17 protein-coding genes are annotated in these 16085 nt (G+C 70.1%); 6 read left to right on the plus strand and 11 right to left on the minus strand.

What is annotated here, in order from left to right:
• Nucleotides 1–3: 3 nt before the first annotated feature.
• The gene (locus JHN45_RS35950) at nucleotides 4–273 is read right to left on the minus strand and encodes a DUF1905 domain-containing protein (RefSeq protein ID WP_200714112.1); all 270 of its coding nucleotides are present in this window, start codon (nucleotides 271–273) and stop codon (nucleotides 4–6) included.
• 549 nt (nucleotides 274–822) lie between these two features.
• Between JHN45_RS35950 and JHN45_RS35955 the strand changes: the two genes are divergently transcribed.
• Entirely contained in the window at nucleotides 823–2181 is a 1359-nt protein-coding gene (locus tag JHN45_RS35955; RefSeq protein WP_201053582.1) for a sialidase family protein, read from the plus strand.
• 85 nt (nucleotides 2182–2266) lie between these two features.
• Here the strand turns inward: JHN45_RS35955 and JHN45_RS35960 are convergent, their stop codons facing one another.
• From JHN45_RS35960 to JHN45_RS35990, 7 genes are all read right to left on the minus strand, one after another.
• The gene (locus JHN45_RS35960) at nucleotides 2267–2932 is read right to left on the minus strand and encodes a response regulator transcription factor (protein ID WP_200714095.1); all 666 of its coding nucleotides are present in this window, start codon (nucleotides 2930–2932) and stop codon (nucleotides 2267–2269) included.
• Entirely contained in the window at nucleotides 2929–4185 is a 1257-nt protein-coding gene (locus tag JHN45_RS35965; protein ID WP_201053584.1) for a sensor histidine kinase, read from the minus strand. The genes JHN45_RS35960 and JHN45_RS35965 overlap by 4 nt, the downstream gene beginning before the upstream one ends.
• A gap of 181 nt (nucleotides 4186–4366) precedes the next feature.
• A complete protein-coding gene (locus JHN45_RS35970) occupies nucleotides 4367–5191 on the minus strand; it encodes an ABC transporter permease (RefSeq protein ID WP_201053586.1) in 825 nt (274 codons plus the stop codon).
• The gene (locus JHN45_RS35975; protein ID WP_201053588.1) at nucleotides 5191–6111 is read right to left on the minus strand and encodes an ABC transporter ATP-binding protein; all 921 of its coding nucleotides are present in this window, start codon (nucleotides 6109–6111) and stop codon (nucleotides 5191–5193) included. The genes JHN45_RS35970 and JHN45_RS35975 overlap by 1 nt, the downstream gene beginning before the upstream one ends.
• A gap of 149 nt (nucleotides 6112–6260) precedes the next feature.
• Nucleotides 6261–7253: a TAXI family TRAP transporter solute-binding subunit gene (locus tag JHN45_RS35980; RefSeq protein WP_201053590.1), complete on the minus strand. Its 993-nt coding sequence runs from the start codon at nucleotides 7251–7253 to the stop codon at nucleotides 6261–6263.
• Nucleotides 7250–8671 carry a HAMP domain-containing sensor histidine kinase gene (locus tag JHN45_RS35985; protein ID WP_201053591.1) on the minus strand — a complete coding sequence of 474 codons (1422 nt, stop codon included), beginning with the start codon at nucleotides 8669–8671 and terminating at the stop codon, nucleotides 7250–7252. The genes JHN45_RS35980 and JHN45_RS35985 overlap by 4 nt, the downstream gene beginning before the upstream one ends.
• Nucleotides 8672–8682: 11 nt before the next feature.
• Nucleotides 8683–9351 carry a response regulator transcription factor gene (locus JHN45_RS35990; RefSeq protein ID WP_200714101.1) on the minus strand — a complete coding sequence of 223 codons (669 nt, stop codon included), beginning with the start codon at nucleotides 9349–9351 and terminating at the stop codon, nucleotides 8683–8685.
• A gap of 176 nt (nucleotides 9352–9527) precedes the next feature.
• On the opposite strand from JHN45_RS35990, the gene JHN45_RS35995 reads away from it, so the two are divergent.
• The 3 genes from JHN45_RS35995 to JHN45_RS36005 are packed head-to-tail and all read left to right on the plus strand — an operon-like array spanning nucleotide 9528 to nucleotide 12897.
• On the plus strand, nucleotides 9528–10553 hold the full coding sequence (locus JHN45_RS35995) for an amidohydrolase family protein (protein WP_201053593.1): 1026 nt from the start codon (nucleotides 9528–9530) through the stop codon (nucleotides 10551–10553).
• 5 nt (nucleotides 10554–10558) lie between these two features.
• Nucleotides 10559–11479, plus strand: coding sequence for an amidohydrolase family protein (locus tag JHN45_RS36000; RefSeq protein WP_201053595.1), 921 nt, complete (start codon nucleotides 10559–10561; stop codon nucleotides 11477–11479).
• 59 nt (nucleotides 11480–11538) lie between these two features.
• The gene (locus tag JHN45_RS36005) at nucleotides 11539–12897 is read left to right on the plus strand and encodes an MFS transporter (protein WP_201053597.1); all 1359 of its coding nucleotides are present in this window, start codon (nucleotides 11539–11541) and stop codon (nucleotides 12895–12897) included.
• A 162-nt stretch (nucleotides 12898–13059) separates the two neighbouring features.
• Here JHN45_RS36005 and JHN45_RS36010 read toward each other — a convergent pair whose 3' ends face one another.
• The 3 genes from JHN45_RS36010 to JHN45_RS36020 form a co-directional block, all read right to left on the minus strand.
• Entirely contained in the window at nucleotides 13060–13680 is a 621-nt protein-coding gene (locus JHN45_RS36010; RefSeq protein WP_201053598.1) for a LysE family translocator, read from the minus strand.
• A 99-nt stretch (nucleotides 13681–13779) separates the two neighbouring features.
• Entirely contained in the window at nucleotides 13780–14322 is a 543-nt protein-coding gene (locus tag JHN45_RS36015) for a DinB family protein (RefSeq protein ID WP_201053600.1), read from the minus strand.
• A gap of 223 nt (nucleotides 14323–14545) precedes the next feature.
• Nucleotides 14546–15106 carry a hypothetical protein gene (locus JHN45_RS36020; RefSeq protein WP_236584486.1) on the minus strand — a complete coding sequence of 187 codons (561 nt, stop codon included), beginning with the start codon at nucleotides 15104–15106 and terminating at the stop codon, nucleotides 14546–14548.
• Nucleotides 15107–15188: 82 nt separating this feature from the next.
• Between JHN45_RS36020 and JHN45_RS36025 the strand changes: the two genes are divergently transcribed.
• The gene (locus JHN45_RS36025; RefSeq protein WP_201053602.1) at nucleotides 15189–15632 is read left to right on the plus strand and encodes a hypothetical protein; all 444 of its coding nucleotides are present in this window, start codon (nucleotides 15189–15191) and stop codon (nucleotides 15630–15632) included.
• A gap of 24 nt (nucleotides 15633–15656) precedes the next feature.
• Nucleotides 15657–16001, plus strand: coding sequence for a hypothetical protein (locus tag JHN45_RS36030; RefSeq protein ID WP_201053604.1), 345 nt, complete (start codon nucleotides 15657–15659; stop codon nucleotides 15999–16001).
• Nucleotides 16002–16085: the final 84 nt, after the last annotated feature.

Consider the following 16085-nt stretch of genomic DNA (forward strand, 5'->3'; position numbering starts at 1 on the left):
AAGTCAGGCGTCCAGCCGCTCCTCCAGACGGACTGTCACGGTGTCTCCTTCCTCCTTGCCGATCGCCTTGCGCACTTCCGCCTTCACCGGCAGCTTGTGCGTGCCGTCTCCCAGGGCCATGAACGAACTGCGGAACGGATGCCCGTCGATCGTGCCCCGGACCTTCACCAGGCCGTGGGTGCCGAAGTACTCGGCCGACTCCGGCCATACGACATAGGTCCAGCCACCCTTGCCCGGGCTCTTCCGCAGGGTCGCGGTGAATTGCCTGTCCATCGCGGATACCGCCTGATCAGGAGCTTCCAACGAGAATGAGGGTGTTGCCGTCCGGGACCCCTGCTGGTCGGTGACGCGCATTCCGACCGTGGCCACCTGTGTGATGCGGGTGGTGTTGCTCATCCCTGCCTCCGCTTCCTTGGTATTCACCATGCAGGACGGAGCCAGGAGAGGAAACTCATCGCCGGCCACGAAGATCGGTCCGGCGCCCTGCCGCGGGCGTCCGGCAGCGAATCAGGGCGTTCCTATTGATCACGATAGCCAGTTTCGGCCGACTCACCCATGGATGCGGTATTCGCCCGGCGGAATGGTACTGCGGTACCACCCCGCCAGATCAATTGTCTCCCGTGGTCCCACGGACACGGCGGCGGTTTTCTCTAGCCTGAGCTGGCTGGATCACGGCGCAGCAAAGAGAAGCAGTTTACCTTGCGGCGGAGTCGATTTTACCTTTTCGCAAGAAAACGACTTATAGACATCCGGCCGCTTTCGATCCCGTGCTCCAGAGCACAAACGAACTCTGTTCCGACGAACACGGAAATTGAGGATCACATGGCGCTGTTCAGAAATTCCTCCACGACGTTAAGCGCGGCGGCATTCTCCGCGCTGTTCCTGGTGTACGGATCACCCGCCGCGGTGGCCTCGCCGACGGGCGTGGGCAACGCGGCCATCCACGAGGTCGACGTCACCAACATGCTGGCCACCAAGGAGGGCCAGCCGACGGTCGCCGTCAACCCGAGAAATCCGAAGAACCTGGTCTTCGTGTCGACGATCTTCCCGCCGTCGCCGGGCCTGGAGCCGGTCGACGGCGGCTGCTTCCTCGCCTACTCCAACGACAGGGGCGACACCTGGACCCAGGTCGCCTGGCCGCTCGGTACCGCGGCGCCCAAGTGCGGTGAGCCCAGCGTGCAGTTCGACGCGAAGGGCACCGTGTACGTGGACAACAACCAGGTCAGTTCAGGCCTGGCCGCGAACCTCGTCAACCACAACCAGGTCGCCAAGTCCACGGACGGCGGCCGGACCTGGACCGACCCGGTGTCCACACCGCTGCTCCTCGGCGGGGCCCCGAAGATGCGCGTGGACGCGGCGACCGGCAAGGTCTACGCGGTCGCCGGGGCGGCCTGGGAGTACCCGAGCGCGGTCTCCGTCAGCGCGGACGGCGGCAAGACCTTCAGCAGCGACTCACGGGTCATCCCGGGCCCGATGCCCTGCATCGAGGTGGCGCCCGGCATCCCGCTCGTGTGCGGCTACCCGGGCCGGGAGATCGCCGTGTACGGCGGCATCCTCGTCTCGGCCTCCCAGGAGGCGGGCCAGCCGGTGAACTTCCACGTCAGCCGCGACGACGGCAAGACGTGGACGAACACCACCCTCAAGGACGGCCAGGGCAACCCGGTCGCGGCGGGCACCGGATCCCTGGTGCCGGTGCCCGCCCTGGGCGCGGCAGCCGACCCCGTCCCATGGGTCGCCGCCGACACCTCCCACCGCGGCCGGTTCGCCGTCATGGTCCCCCGGGACTCCAACACCCTGGACGTCTACGTCACCCCGGACGCCGGCAAGACCTGGACCGGCCCGGCAACGATCTCCGCGACGGGCGCCGTGCGGCCGGCGATCGACTTCGGCGCGAACGGCGATCTGGGGGTCATGTGGCGGACCACCACGGGCGACGCGTTCTCGGCCGTCTCCTTCGACCACGGACGCTCCTTCAGCGCCCCGGTGCAGGTCAACCACGTCACCGAGCCGGTCGGCGAGACGGGCCCGCCCGGTGACCGCTGGTCGGGCATCACGCTCACCGACAAGTACGCCTACGTCACCTGGGCCGACGGGCGGAACAACTCCTCCCTCGACTCGATCATCAGCCGGGTACCGCTGAAGCTGTACAAGAAGGAGACCGCCTCGACGTCGACCAACTGAGACAACAAGCCTGACGCACGGCAGTGTGCCGCCGAGTCACCTCGGCGGCACACTGTCATGCCCACGACACCGAAGCGTGCGGTGCTCACTGCCGGGGAGCGACCAGCCCCGCGTCGTAGGCGAGGATGACCGCCTGGATGCGGTCCCGGGCTCCGACCTTGGCCAGCACCCGGCCGACATGCTTCTTCACGGTCGACTCGGTCAGCACGAAACGTTCGGCGATCTCCGCGTTCGTCCAGCCCGTGCCGATGGCGACGAGCACCTCGTGCTCGCGTTCGGTGAGCGTCGCCAACCGTGGGTCCGTACGCGGTCCCGCGTCCGGCGCGAGCACGTCGTGCGCGTGCGCGTCGAGCAGACGACGGGTCAACCGGGGGGACACGACGGCGTCGCCGGTCGCGACGGCCTGGATCCCGGCGAGGAGTTCCGCCGGCCGGACGTCCTTGAGCAGAAAGCCGCTGGCCCCGGCACGCAGTCCGGCGTAGGCGTACTCGTCGAGGTCGAAGGTGGTCAGGATGAGCACGCGGGTGCGGCCGCCCGCCGCCACGATGCGGCGGGTGGCCTCGATGCCGTCGAGACCGGGCATCCGTACGTCCATCAGGACCACGTCGGGGCTCAGTTCGGCCGCCATGCGCACCGCCTGCGCGCCGTTGTCGGCCTCGCCCACGACGCTCACGCCGGGGGAACCGTCGAGCAGCATCCGGAAGCCCATGCGGGGCAGCGGCTGGTCGTCGGCGATCAGGATCGTGGTCATGGCGTGGCTTCTCCGGAGGTGGCCTGGGCGGACGGATCGAGCAGGACGTCCACGATCCAGCCCTGGCCGTCCTCGCGTGGTCCGATGGTGGCGGTGCCGTCGTAGAGCGCGGCCCGTTGGCGGATGCCGACCAGGCCATGTCCGCTGTCCCCGCGGTGAGCCGTGGACGGTCTCCGCGAGAGTGAACCGGTGTCGGTGACCCGGACGCGCAGCAGCTCGTCCTCGACCGCGACCGTGACGTCGGCCGAGGCACCGGGGCCGACGTGTTTGAGGGTGTTGGTCAGGGCTTCCTGCACGACGCGGAACACCGTGAGCTGCACACCACGGCCCAGCGCGTCGACCGGGCCGACGGTGTGGTAGGCCACGGGCAGACCGGCCGCGCGCACCCGGGCCAGCAGAGTGTCCAGGTCCCGGACGCCCGGCTGCGGGGACCGAGGGGTGTTCTCGGGGTCCTCCTGCTCAGAGGATTCGCGCAACACCCCCAGCACGCGCCGGAGTTCGTCCATCGCCTGCCGGCCGGTGTCGCCGATGAGATGGAGCGCCTGCTCGGTGCGGCCGGGGTCGCGGGTGGTGAGTACGGCGGCGCCGTCGGCGAGGTTGACCATGACCGACAGGTTGTGGCCGACGATGTCGTGCATCTCGCGGGCGATGCGCGAGCGCTCCGCCGCAGCGGTCAGCCGGACCCGCTGGTCGCGCTCGATCTCCAGCCGCGCTGCCCGGTCCCGCAGCGCGGACAGGTACAACCGGCTGATCCGGAAGGTCAGGCCGAGGGCGACGGCCCCGATGCCGGTGCCGACCGACAGGATCAGGAAGGCCACCGGACCGGTCGTCGGGATCACGGTGACGACGAGCACCACCCACCCCAACACGGTCACCGGCAGCGCCCAGCAGATCGCTCGCGGCGAGGCGTGCAGCGCCAGGTCGAACAGGGCGATCAGCAGGACAAGGGCGGCGGCGGGCCCCAGCCCCAGCGACCACATGACCGGGCACACCACGAGGCAGACACCGAAGACCGCGGCGGGATGGCGGCGCCGCCACCACAGTGGCACGACCAGCACGGCCGCGATGCCCAGCACCACACCGACCGGCAGACCTGCACCCACCGGGCGCGACACGGGGTGATCGGGGCCGTGCACGAGCAGGTCCGGCGGCGCGGCGGCGGCGACCAGGACGACCACGATGCTGTCGAGCAGCCACGGCCGCCGCCGGTCGACCGCCCGCAGCCGACCCAGCACCCGCAGCAGCGTGCGCATGACGGGGTGTGCCCAGACAGCCTCGGCCCCTGGGCCGACAGTTGGTCGCCCGGGGATCGGCTCGGGCGAGGGCGATGCCGTTGCTGCCCGAACCGACCCGGGCGGCCGGGAAGCCGACCCCGCCCCGCCCGAGTGATCCGGCCTTGTGTGATCCATCGGGTCCATCCTCGCGGACGCGATCTCAGACGTCACTGCGACGCAACCGGTAAGCAGCACCGGCCAGCAACAACACGGCCCACACCAGCAACGCCGTCACCCCCGCCCCCGGACCCACCAAGGAACCACTCGACTCGTGCAGGGTCATCACCGACTGACCCGCGTTGCTCGGCAGGTACCGGCTCACCGTGTCCCCCAGCGAACTGGGCAGCAGCCCGGTCAGACCCGGCAGGACCAGCACCACACCGGCCAGGATCGCGATGCCCCCGGCGTTGTTGCGCACCAGCAGGCCGACCGTCACGCCGTACACACCCACCAGCCCCAGATACACACCCGCGCCCACCAGGCACCGGAAGACCCCGGGATCCCCGAGGGACAGCGCGATCTTCTCGCCGTGCAGCGCGGCGCTGCCCAGCAGGAACGAGACCAGGGCGCCCACGGTGGACGTGACGAACGCGATCGGGCCGTAGACCGCGCACTTCGCCCACAGCACGGACAACCGGCCCGGCACCGCGGCGAACGTCGAACGGACCATCCCCGTGCTGTACTCACCCGCGGAGAGCAGGACGCCGAGCGCGCCGACCGCCAGGGCCGCGAGGTTGGTACCGGCCAGCGCCAGAGTCAACGCCGCACCAGACTGCGCGTCCTTGCCGCCCAGCGGGCCGTCGGGACTGTAGAGGGCCGCGGCGATCGCCCCGATGGCCACCAGGAACAGCACAGCCACCCCCAGCGTGATCCAACTGGAGCGCAGCGACCAGAACTTGGACCACTCGGACCTGACCACACGTCGGCCGGTCACGCGGTACACCGGACTCACCGGCGTGGTGGTGATGGTGGTGTCGGCGCTCATCAGGCGGCCCTCCCCGCGTCGCTGCTCTGGTACTCCACCGCGTCCTCGGTGAGTTGCATGAACGCCTCCTCCAACGACACCGACTCGGTGACCAGTTCGTACAACGGCACCCGGTGCTCGGCCGCCACCTCACCGATCCGTCGCGTGTCCAGACCGGACACCACCAGCCGCTCGGCACCCGTCGAGGTCACCGTGACCCCCGGCGCCGCCAGCAGCGAACGCAGCCGCGTGGGCTCGCGGGTGGCGACCCGCACCCCCTTGTCCTCCGACTGGTCGACCAGCGCGTCGACGGTCGTCTCCGCCAGCAGCTTCCCCCGCCCCACGACCACCAGCCGGTCCGCGGTCTGCGCCATCTCACTCATCAGATGCGAGGACAGCATCACCGTGCGCCCCTCCGCGGCCAGCCCGCGCAGCAACTCCCGCACCCAGCGCACCCCTTCGGGATCGAGCCCGTTCACCGGCTCGTCCAGCATCACCACCGCCGGATCACCCAGCAGCGCGGCGGCGATACCCAGGCGCTGCCCCATCCCCAGCGAGAACGCCCCCACCCGCTTGTGCGCCACCGCGTGCAGACCGGCGAGGTCGATGACCTCCTCCACCCGCCGACGCGGAATGCCATGCGTGTACGCCAACGCCATCAGGTGGTTGAACGCGGAACGCCCCGGATGCACGGCCTTCGCCTCCAGCAGCACCCCCAACTCCTGCAAGGGCGCCCGGTGTTGGGCGTAGGGCTTGCCGTTGACCAGGGCCGTGCCGCTGGTCGGCGCGTCCAGGCCCACGATCATCCGCATCGTGGTGGACTTGCCCGCCCCGTTCGGTCCCAGGAACCCGGTCACCAGACCCGGCGGCGCGGTGAAACTCAGGCCGTCCACCGCTGTCTTGTCGCCGTAGCGCTTGGTCAGTTCGTGAACTTCGATCACGGTGGTGCTCCCCGCTTCCGTCGGGCCCGGCATCCGGCCGGGTCACTGCTTCCGAGGCTAGGAGCGGCCACGACGCGACCCGTGGACCCGGAGGCCACAATGACCACCGGCCACTGGTACCGCAGTACACCGGCGAGATCGTCCCGGGCTCAGCCGTGCAGCGCGCGGTATGCCGTGATCGCCCCTGGGTGCAGGGGGACGGCACCGGTGCCGATGAGGCTGCGGACGTCGAGGAACTGGGTGCCGACGGCGTTGTGGGGAACGAGGTCGGTCGCGCGCAGGACCAGCAGGCGGGTGAGCGCCTCGGCCACACCGCGGGGCAGTTCGGGGCGGCACACCAGCAGGTTGGACACCCCGATGGTGGCGACTCCGCCCGCCGCCCGGTACGCGCCCTGCGGCAGGGAGACCTCTTCCAGGCCCGAGGCCGCCTGGCCGCCTTGTCCGCCGAGTCGGGGCAGCAGGCCGGCCAGCGGCAGGAACCGCAGACCGAACCGGTCGTCGAGTTCGGACAGAACCGGCAGCGGTACACCGCCCGCCACGAGCAACGCGTCGACCGAGCGCGCCCGCAGGGCGTCGGCCGCGTCGGCCAGCGGGAGATGGCGTACGGCGACCTCGGTGCCCGGCGACAGACCCGCGGCGTGCAGGATCTGTTCGCCCAGTACGGCCGCGCCCGATCCGGCCGCGCCGAGCGACACGGTGTGTCCGGCCAGGTCGGACACCGTACGCACGCTCGAATCGGCGCGGACGACGAACTGGAGGTAGGTCTCGTACAGCCTGCCGATCGCGCGCAGGGGCACGGGGTGCGGGAAGAGGGTGGTGCCCTGGGCCGCCCGCGCGGTGTCGGTGAGGACGAGCGCGAGGTCGGCGCGGTGGTCGCGGAGCAGTTCGATGTTGGTGAGGCTGCCCGGGGTGGTGCGGACGCGGCAGCTCAGGCGCGGGTATGCCGCCGTGAGTTCGGCGGCGAGGAGGCGGCCGAAAGCCTCGTAGAAGGCAGTGGGTTCTCCGGTCGCGAAGCGCAGGACACCGCTGAGTCCGGGCCGCTGCCCGGAGGTGTCGCCCGTGAGCGCGCCCCCGAGGACGGCGGCGGTCGTGGCGCCGAGAGCGGCGTGGAGAAGGGTGCGGCGGTCGACGGGGCGGGTCATCGTGCACCGCCGTCGCTGCGGTCGGTCACGGCGCGCGGCAGAAGGGCCGTGGCCCGCAGTCCTCTCGGTCGCGCGGGCCCCAGTTCCAGTCGGCCTCCGCGGCCCGCCAGTAGCTGTTCGACGATGGCCAGCCCCAGGCCCGTACCGGCTGTCCCGTCCTGTCGCTGTCTGCCGGAGCGCCAGAATCTCGTGGTGGCCTGGGTGAGTTCCTCCGGGGTCAGGCCGGGTCCGTCGTCCGTCACGGTGAGGGTGGCGTGCGGTCCTTCGGCGGCGCAGCGCAGGGAGATCTCGGCGTCGGGGCCCGCGTACTTGATGGCGTTGTCCAGGAGGATGTCGGTGATCTGGGCGAGTTCGTGGTCCGTGCAGGCGGCCGTGACCGGGGTCGCGTCGGTGTGGAGTGTGAGGCGGGTGCCGGCGCGGTGGGCGACCGGCTCCCACAGTCGGTACTGGGCGGTCGCGACCGCCGTGGCGTCGCAGTGGGCGTCGGAGCCGTCGGTCACGGCGAGTTCCCCGGCGCGGTGTTCCGCGGTGGCGAGGGTCAGCATGTCGTCGAGCAGGGTCTCCAGGCGGTCGAGTTCGGTGGTCACGCCCGTGTACGTGCGGTCGGCGGACGCGGGCAGGTGGCGGTGCAGGGCGTCGACGCGCAGCCGTAGCGCGGCCATCGGGTTGCGCATCTGGTGGGAGGTGTCGGCGACGAGCCGGCGCTGCTGTTCCAGGGCCGCCGTGACCGTACGCGCCATGCGGTTGAAGCCGGTCGCGAGCTGGCGCAGTTCCGGTGGGCCACCGGCCCGGGTCTGTTCGGGCGGGAGCCCTGCGGCGAGTTGTCCGACCGCGCGGTCCAGGCGGCGCAGCGGGCTGACCACCCACCGCGTCGCGGCCCGCGCGAGGACCGTGCAGGCGACGGCGACCAGGGCGGTTCCCGCGATGACGGCGGCCCAGCGCCGGGTGATGTCCTCCGCCGCCGTGTCGACCGAGGCCCGGAGCACGACGGCGCCGGAGACCCGGGTCCCGGTGCCCGCGGGCTCGGCGAACATCCGGGACCCCTTCGACCAGGGACGCAGTGCGCCGGTGGGGTGTGCGGTCTGGTTGCGCAGCGCCGCGTCGAGCAACCGGCCTACGGCGGGGTCGGCGGCCCGCATCCCGCCGGTCTGCACGATCGGTCGCCGGCGGGTGTCGGTGACGACGAGCGGTTCGCCGTACAGCTGGGTGTAGCGGCGGGCCTCGGCGGTGACGGCCGAGGTGTCGCCGGTCTGTGCGGCCTGGTCCATGAGGGAGGCGAAGCGGTCGAGGTCCGCGCTGCGGGCGAGGACGAGTTGCTGGGTGCGGTCGGAGGCGGTGAACAGCAGCAGCGGTACGGCGAACGCGGCCACCGCGATGACGACGAACAGCAGCAGCGCGGCCTGGACCCGGGTGCGCACGCGTCGGCTCCTCAGTTCCCGGGGTCCCCGAAGCGGTAGCCGAAGCCCCGGATCGTGGTGACCAGCTCGGGGCGGGCGAGTTTGGCGCGCAGTTGGGTGAGGTGGACGTCGAGCGACCGGGACACGGAGTGGTAGGCGTCGCCCCACACCTCGTCCAGGAGCTGTTCACGGCTGACCGCGGTACCCACCCGTCCGGCCAGCACGGCGAGGATGTCGAACTCCTTGGTGGTCAGCTCGACGTCGGTCCCGGCGACCCGGACCCGGCGGGCGTCGAGATCCACCTCGACGTCACCGGCCCGGACCGTCCGTACCGTGGAGCCGTTCCGCGCCGCGGTCCGCCGGGTGACGGCGTCGATCCGCGCGAGCAGTTCGGCGAGGCGTACCGGCTTGACGAGGTAGTCGTCGGCTCCGAGCCGCAGTCCGCGTACGACCGAGCGCTCGTCACCGCGGGCGGTGAGCACCACGACGGACATGTCACTGACCGCGCGCAGGGCGCGCAGCACGTCCAGGCCGTCGGTGTCGGGCAGGCCAAGGTCGAGAAGGAGCAGGTCGGAGCTGCGGTGGTAGGTCAGGACGTCCCGGCCGTACCGGACGCGTCTGGTGACATGGCCATGGTCGTAGAGGACCTCCACGAGCGCCGCGGCGACCCCGTCGTCGTCCTCGGCCAGCAGTATCTGCACCCCGCCCACCTCCTTTCGGCCACTCCGACGATCCCGTCCAGCCGAATGTAGACCACACCGACCGGGTGCTCGCCGGAGTGTTAAGGGGAGGTTAGTTCTGCGTTCGGCCCTCTCGTCCGCCGGTGCGGGGCGGGGCCAGGCTGCACGGCACCCAGCAGCTCGAGAAGGACGCCGTCATGATCATCGACTGTCACGGTCACTACACGACCGCTCCGCCGGCCCTGGAGGCGTGGCGCAAGCGGCAGATCGCCTCCCTCACCGATCCGTCGGCCGCTCCCGCCCGCGCGGACCTGCGCATCGGCGACGACGAACTGCGCGAGAGCATCGAGCCGAACCAGTTGCGGCTGATGGACGAGCGCGGCATCGACGTGACGGTCTTCTCGCCGCGCGCGTCGTTCATGGCGCACCACGTCGGAGGGTTCGAGACCTCCGCCGCCTGGGCGGCGATCTGCAACGAACTCTGCTACCGCGTCGGCCAGTTGTATCCGGAGCGCTTCGTGCCCGCCGCGATGCTGCCGCAGTCGCCGGGCGTCGATCCGGCCACCTGCGTCCCCGAACTCACACGCTGCGTGGAGGAGTTGGGCGCCGTCGCGGTCAACCTCAACCCCGATCCCTCGGGCGGCCACTGGACCGCCCCGCCGCTCACCGACCGCTCGTGGTACCCGCTCTACGAGAAGATGGTGGAGTACGACATCCCGGCGATGATCCACGTCAGTACGAGCGTCAACCCGGCCTTCCACACCACCGGCGCGCACTACCTCAACGCCGACACCACGGCGTTCATGCAGTTGGTCCAGGGCGACCTGTTCGCGGACTTCCCGACCCTGCGCCTGGTGATCCCGCACGGCGGCGGGGCGGTGCCGTACCACTGGGGCCGTTTCCGTGGGCTCGCGATGGCGCTCGGGAAGCCTCCGCTGGAGGAACACGTCCTGGGCAACGTCTACTTCGACACCTGCGTGTACCACCAGCCCGGCTCCGACCTCCTCTACGACGTCATCCCGGCCCGCAACATCCTCTTCGCCTCGGAGATGATCGGCGCGGTGCGGGACGTGGACCCGTGCACCGGCCACCACTTCGACGACACCCGCCGCTACGCGGAGGCGGCGAAGCTGCCCGCGGACGACCTGTCGGCAGTCCAGGAACACAACGCCCGCGCCGTGTACCCCCGCCTCGACGCGCTGCTCAAGCGCCAGGGGCGGTGACGTACATGAGCACGCTCGCCCCCAAGTCCCCCAACTGGCTGGACTGGTACGAGAATCCGTCCGCCCCTGCCTTCCGACTGCCGCCGGGATCGGTCGACACCCACTGCCATGTCTTCGGCCCGCAGGCCGAGTTCCCCTTCGCACCGGAACGCAAGTACACGCCCTGCGACGGCGGCAAGGACCAACTGTTCGCGCTCCGCGACCACTTGGGCATCGCCCGCAACGTCATCGTGCAGGCCACCTGCCACGGCGCGGACAACAGCGCCATGGTCGACGCCGTCCGGGCGTCGGGCGGCCGGGCACGCGGCATCGCGACCGTACGACCCGACATCGACGAGGGCGAGTTGCTCGCGCTCGACGCGGCGGGCGTGCGCGGGGTGCGCTTCAACTTCGTACGGCGTCTGGTCGACGCCTCGCCCGAGGACGACCTCCAGACGATCGCCAAGAAGGTCGCCCCACTGGGCTGGCACGTCGTCCTCTACTTCGAGAGCGCCGACCTGCCCCAACTGGAGGGATTCTTCGGGTCGTTGCCCGTACCGCTCGTGGTGGACCACATGGGCCGTCCGGATGTGACCCGGCCGGTGGACGGGCCGGAGTTCACCCGCTTTCTGCGCTTCGTCGAGGACAACGACGTGTGGGTGAAGGTGACCTGCCCCGAGCGCCTCAGCGTGACGGGACCGGCCGCCCTCGACGGCGAACGTCACGCGTACACCGACGTCGTCCCCTTCGCCCGCCGCGTCGTGGCGGAGTTCCCCGACCGGGTGCTGTGGGGCACCGACTGGCCGCACCCCAACCTCACCGACCACATGCCGGACGACGGTCTCCTCGTCGACCACGTCCCGCAGGTGGCGGTCACCGACGAACAGCGCCACAAGCTCCTCGTCGCCAACCCGATGCGCCTGTACTGGCCCGGCGAGGACAGCTGACTCCCCGAACTCCCCTTCCAACTCCCTTTCCTGCTCCCCGACTTCGACAAGGGCCGCTCATGCAACACGCCAACGCGCTGAACCGGCTGGACCGGCTTCCCCTCTCCCGCTTCCACAAGGTCACCCTGCTCGCCGTCGCCTTCGCGTACTTCTTCGAGTTCGCGGACATCAACAGCTTCGCCACCACAGCGCCGAAACTGATCAAACTCTGGGGCGTGACGGTCGATCAGATCGCCTACGTCACCTCGCTGTCGTTCGTCGGCATGTTCGTCGGCGCGATCGTCGCCGGTTCCATCGCCGACCGGTGGGGCCGCAAACGGGCCCTGCTGTGGACGACTCTCTTCTTCGGCCTCTCCTCGTTCGCCGCGGTGTTCTCCTGGGACCTGGTCTCCCTGGGCGTCTTCCGCGTCCTGACCTCGGCGGGCCTCTCGGCGATGACCGTCGTGGGAGTCGTCTACGTCAACGAGATGTACCCGTCGGCCACCCGTGGCAAGTATCAGGCGTACGCCATCGCCATCGGCATCTGCGGCACCCCCGTCACCAACCTCATCGCCAGCGCGGTCGTCCCGCTCACCGACTGGTCGTGGCGGCTCGTCTACCTCTGGGGCTCCCTGGGCATCCTGCTCGTCCTGTTCACCCGGCACCTCAAGGAGTCACCGCGCTGGCTCGAAAGCAGGGGCGACCACACCGCGGCGGACGCGGTCCTGCGGGAGATAGAGGCACGCGTCGCCGCGGAGAAGGGCCCGCTCCCCGAAGCCGCGCCCCCGGTGGACGAAAAGCCCTCGGCGAAGGCACCGCTGCGGCTGCTCCTCCAGCGCAGGTACCTGCTCCCGACGCTCCTGCTCACCGCGCTGTGGATGACCCAGACCATCGGCTTCTTCGGCTACTCCAGCTGGGCACCCACCCTGCTGGCCAAGGAGGGCTTCAGCGTCGAGAAGTCCGTCTTCTACGTGGCCCTGACCACCGTCGGCGCACCCCTCGGCTGCTACCTGGCCTCCCTGGTCACCGACCGGTTCGAACGCAAGTGGTGCCTGGTCGCCTTCGGCACGGTGATCGCGGTCTGCGGCCTGCTGTACGGGCTGACCTTCAATCCGGTCCTCATCGTCGTGTTCGGCTTCCTGGTGAACCTCTTCGAACGCGGCTACACCGCCCTCGCCTACGCCTACTCCCCCGAACTCTTCGACACCCGCAGCCGCTCGCTCGGCACGAGCGTCTCCTACGGCCTGGGCCGCCTGTCCAACGCCGCCGGCCCCCTGATCGTCGCCGCGCTCTACAACGGCCACGGCTACCAGAGCGTCTTCTACTTCATCGCCGGCACCTGGCTCCTCGGCGCGATGATCCTGGCCGCCTTCGGCACCCGCACACGCTCGGCACGCCTCGCGGAGGCGGAACGGCAACGGGTGAGCGTCCCCGCCTGACCAGGGACCGACACAACCGACAGCCATCGGACGCGCGGTACGGCTCGCCCGCCGGGTCGAGGCCGGGCAGGTCGCCGTCAACACCGTCGGCGACGGCGGCCCGACGGGGTCCCAGATGAAGGTGGTCGTCATCGACCGAGCAGGGCGGGTCTCCCCTTCGGTTCAGTCGCCGAGCGCGAGGCGGAGTCCGAAGACGGCGATGGCCGCACCCGTGACGCGGTCGAGGCAGCGGCGTACGGAAGGCCGTTGCAAGCGGCCGCGGAGTACCCGCGCGAAGGCGATCAGGGCGCAGGACCAGCAGACGGCGAGAAGAATGTGAACACCGGTCAGGAGTACGCCCGTTGCGAGGTGGGGGGCGCCGGCGGGGATGAACTGCGGGAGCACCGCGACGTAGAAGGCACCCATCTTCGGGTTGAGGAGGTTGGTGGTGATCCCCTGACGCCAGCCGCCGAGCACCGTGTCGTCGTCGGCGCGCGGCCCGCCGCCGGCCTCGGTCGGGTCCACCTTCGCGTGCTCGTCGGCCGAGCGACGCCAGGAGGTCCACAGGAGTCGGCCTCCCATCCACATGAGGTACGCGGCCCCGGCCCAGCGGAGTACTTCGTAGGCGAGGTGAGAGGCGGTCAGGAGCGCGGTCACACCGAGCGAGGTGAGCACGCCCCAGATCAGCGTGCCGCACTGGATGCCGAGGACCACGCCCCAGGCACGCCGGCGGTGGCCGAGTCCGGCGGTGCGCAGGATGAGCGCGGTGTCCAGTCCGGGAGTGACGGTGAGCAGTCCCACCATCAGGGAAAAGGTCCACAAGGCAGCTATGGCGATCACGAACGACGACCATAGGACGCGACATCACACCGCCTCCACTTTTCTGCCCGAAATCGGGCAGGATCACTCGCCGGTGGCGCCGTCGATGGCCTCGCGGAGGAGATCCGCGTGGCCGACGTGACGGGCGTACTCCTCGATCACGTGCTCGAGGACGAACCGCACGTCGGTGTCACCGAATTCCGGGTTCGGCACGATGCGCGCGAGGTCTGCCGTCACCCTCGCGAACACCTGCCGCGACTCCTCGCACGCCTTGAGGTAGTCCTCGTGGACCTCCCTGGCCGGCGTGGCGTCCGACTCGTCGTACCACTCGTCGCCGTCAGCGGTGACGTAGGTCCGATACGGGAAGAAGCGAGGCGTCGCTCCGGCCAACGTCCGCTGGAACCAGGCGCGTTCGACCCCCTGCAGATGGCGCATGAGCCCCAGCAGGGTCAACGCCGAGGACCCCAGGGGGCGTAGCCGCAACTGTGCGTCCGAGAGGCCCTCGCACTTCCACAGGAAGGTCGCCCGGTGGTAGTCGAGATTCGAGGCGATCACCTCCAACCACGGGCCCGACACGGTGCGTTCGGGCCTGACGATCTTCTGGACGACGAAGTCATGATTCCGCATGCCCAAGAAGACCTCTCTTCGCATCGGAACTCATCGCTCGACAGCTCACGGCGCAGGGCAGTCGGTCGCGATGAAGTGGTGCATTTCCTGGAGGAGTTGCTCGTCCTCCGATATGCCCGGGGGCATCAGTCCGTGTGGGGCCGCTTCGAAGACGTGGAGCTCCGCCGGGATTCCCGCCGCTCGCAGCGCGCCGTGCATGCGCCGGTCCGTGTCCCAACGAAACCTAAGTCCCCGGCGACTTGCGCGACTTGCGCGGTCTGCTCCAACCCCCCGCCGGCCGGTCCCGCTGCCGGGTCGCCGTCGCCGCGTCGAACTCGGCCTTGCTGATCACCGCTCGTGGTTCGGGGACGAGCGTGGTCGCAGTCGATCGCCATGGGACGGCCGAGGACCAGCCGACCAGGGGCATGGTCTCGTCGTAGTGGGGAGCGAACCGCGCGACGGCGATGGTGGGCATCCGGTGGCGGAGGCCGCGGACGTGCTCGACGAACGCGGCCGGCAACGCGACGTGGTGTGTCTCCACGTAGTGCGGAAAGTCCATGCGCCACAGCCAGTTGCCGTCGGTCATGAGTGACGAGCATCCCGGAGAGTGCCGGTGGGGACTCCCGGTGATGACGTCGTGGCCGCCTTCCATGACGTCGAGGAGGACGTGCCCGCCGTCCAGGTAGGCGACCAGTTCCGCTTCGTCCGGTTCGCCGACGGGCCGGACGGCGTCCCGAATCGATCCGTTCGGTTGCGCGGACCTGTCGTCCAACTCGTCGTAGAAGCCCAGCAGTCCCAGCACCATTACTCCTTCGACCACTCCTCCGGCGTGCCTTTCCGCGCCAAAAGCAGATGACCATGTTCCGTCGGGCAGGCACCATGCCTCGGTGAGCATCATCGCCAAGTTCTTCGCCGCACCGAGTCACGAAGCTGCGGCTGCCGTCGTGGACGGCGGCCCGGACGGGGTCTTCGAGTCGCTGTCGTACGGCAACTTCGACGCTGAAGAGGCGCTGATCGAGTGGGAGGGCATCTTCACCGGTCGGAGCTTTGACGAGCTGGTGGCCGCTGGTGAACCCGAAGTCGTCGCGGATCCTGACGAGGGCGAGGGCGAGGGCTCGATGCTCTTCGCCGCCTCCGATGCCCTTCAGGACGCACTGGCTGCTGCCGGCCCGTCCCGGATTGCCGAGGTCAGTCGGCTGTGGGTCCAGGAGCGGGCGGCGGACGGCGAAGTGTTCGACAAAGGGATCACGCACCGGATCCTGAGCGATCTGGCCCGGCTTGCCCACGGCCTCCGCGGGCAGGACCACCGCCTGTACTGCTGGACGGCATAGAGACGGCATAGAGACGGAGCGAGCATGTGGGACGGCCCCTTCTACCGAGTCGGACGCACCGGTTACGAGATCTGCTTCGTGCCCAGTGCGGGCGAGGACCTCGACGAGGTCTGCAACGTGGACATGTGGGTCATCCGTGACGACGGCGAGCGCTGGTCGGGAACCGTGTTCACGCTCGACGAGGTGCGCCGCGTCATGGAAAGGCAGCGCCGGGCGGGCGAACCGGAAGGCGACTACTGGTGGTGCTGGGACGGCCTCATCGTCCGCGCCCCGGGCGTGCCGTCGATGGTCGAGGTCATCGACGGGCTCGTCGCAACGGGCGAGTACCGGACGGTCCTTCGCCACGTGGGCCCCGAAGAGGACGCCTGAAGCCGTCCCCTCCGACCGACCTGGCAAGTTACAGAGCGCCACAGCCGACGAACGACAGGCCCCCGCTCACCCGCCCTCCTCCCC

Source organism: Streptomyces sp. MBT53 (assembly GCF_016654115.1).
In the GTDB taxonomy this organism is placed as follows: Bacteria; Actinomycetota; Actinomycetes; order Streptomycetales; family Streptomycetaceae; genus Streptomyces.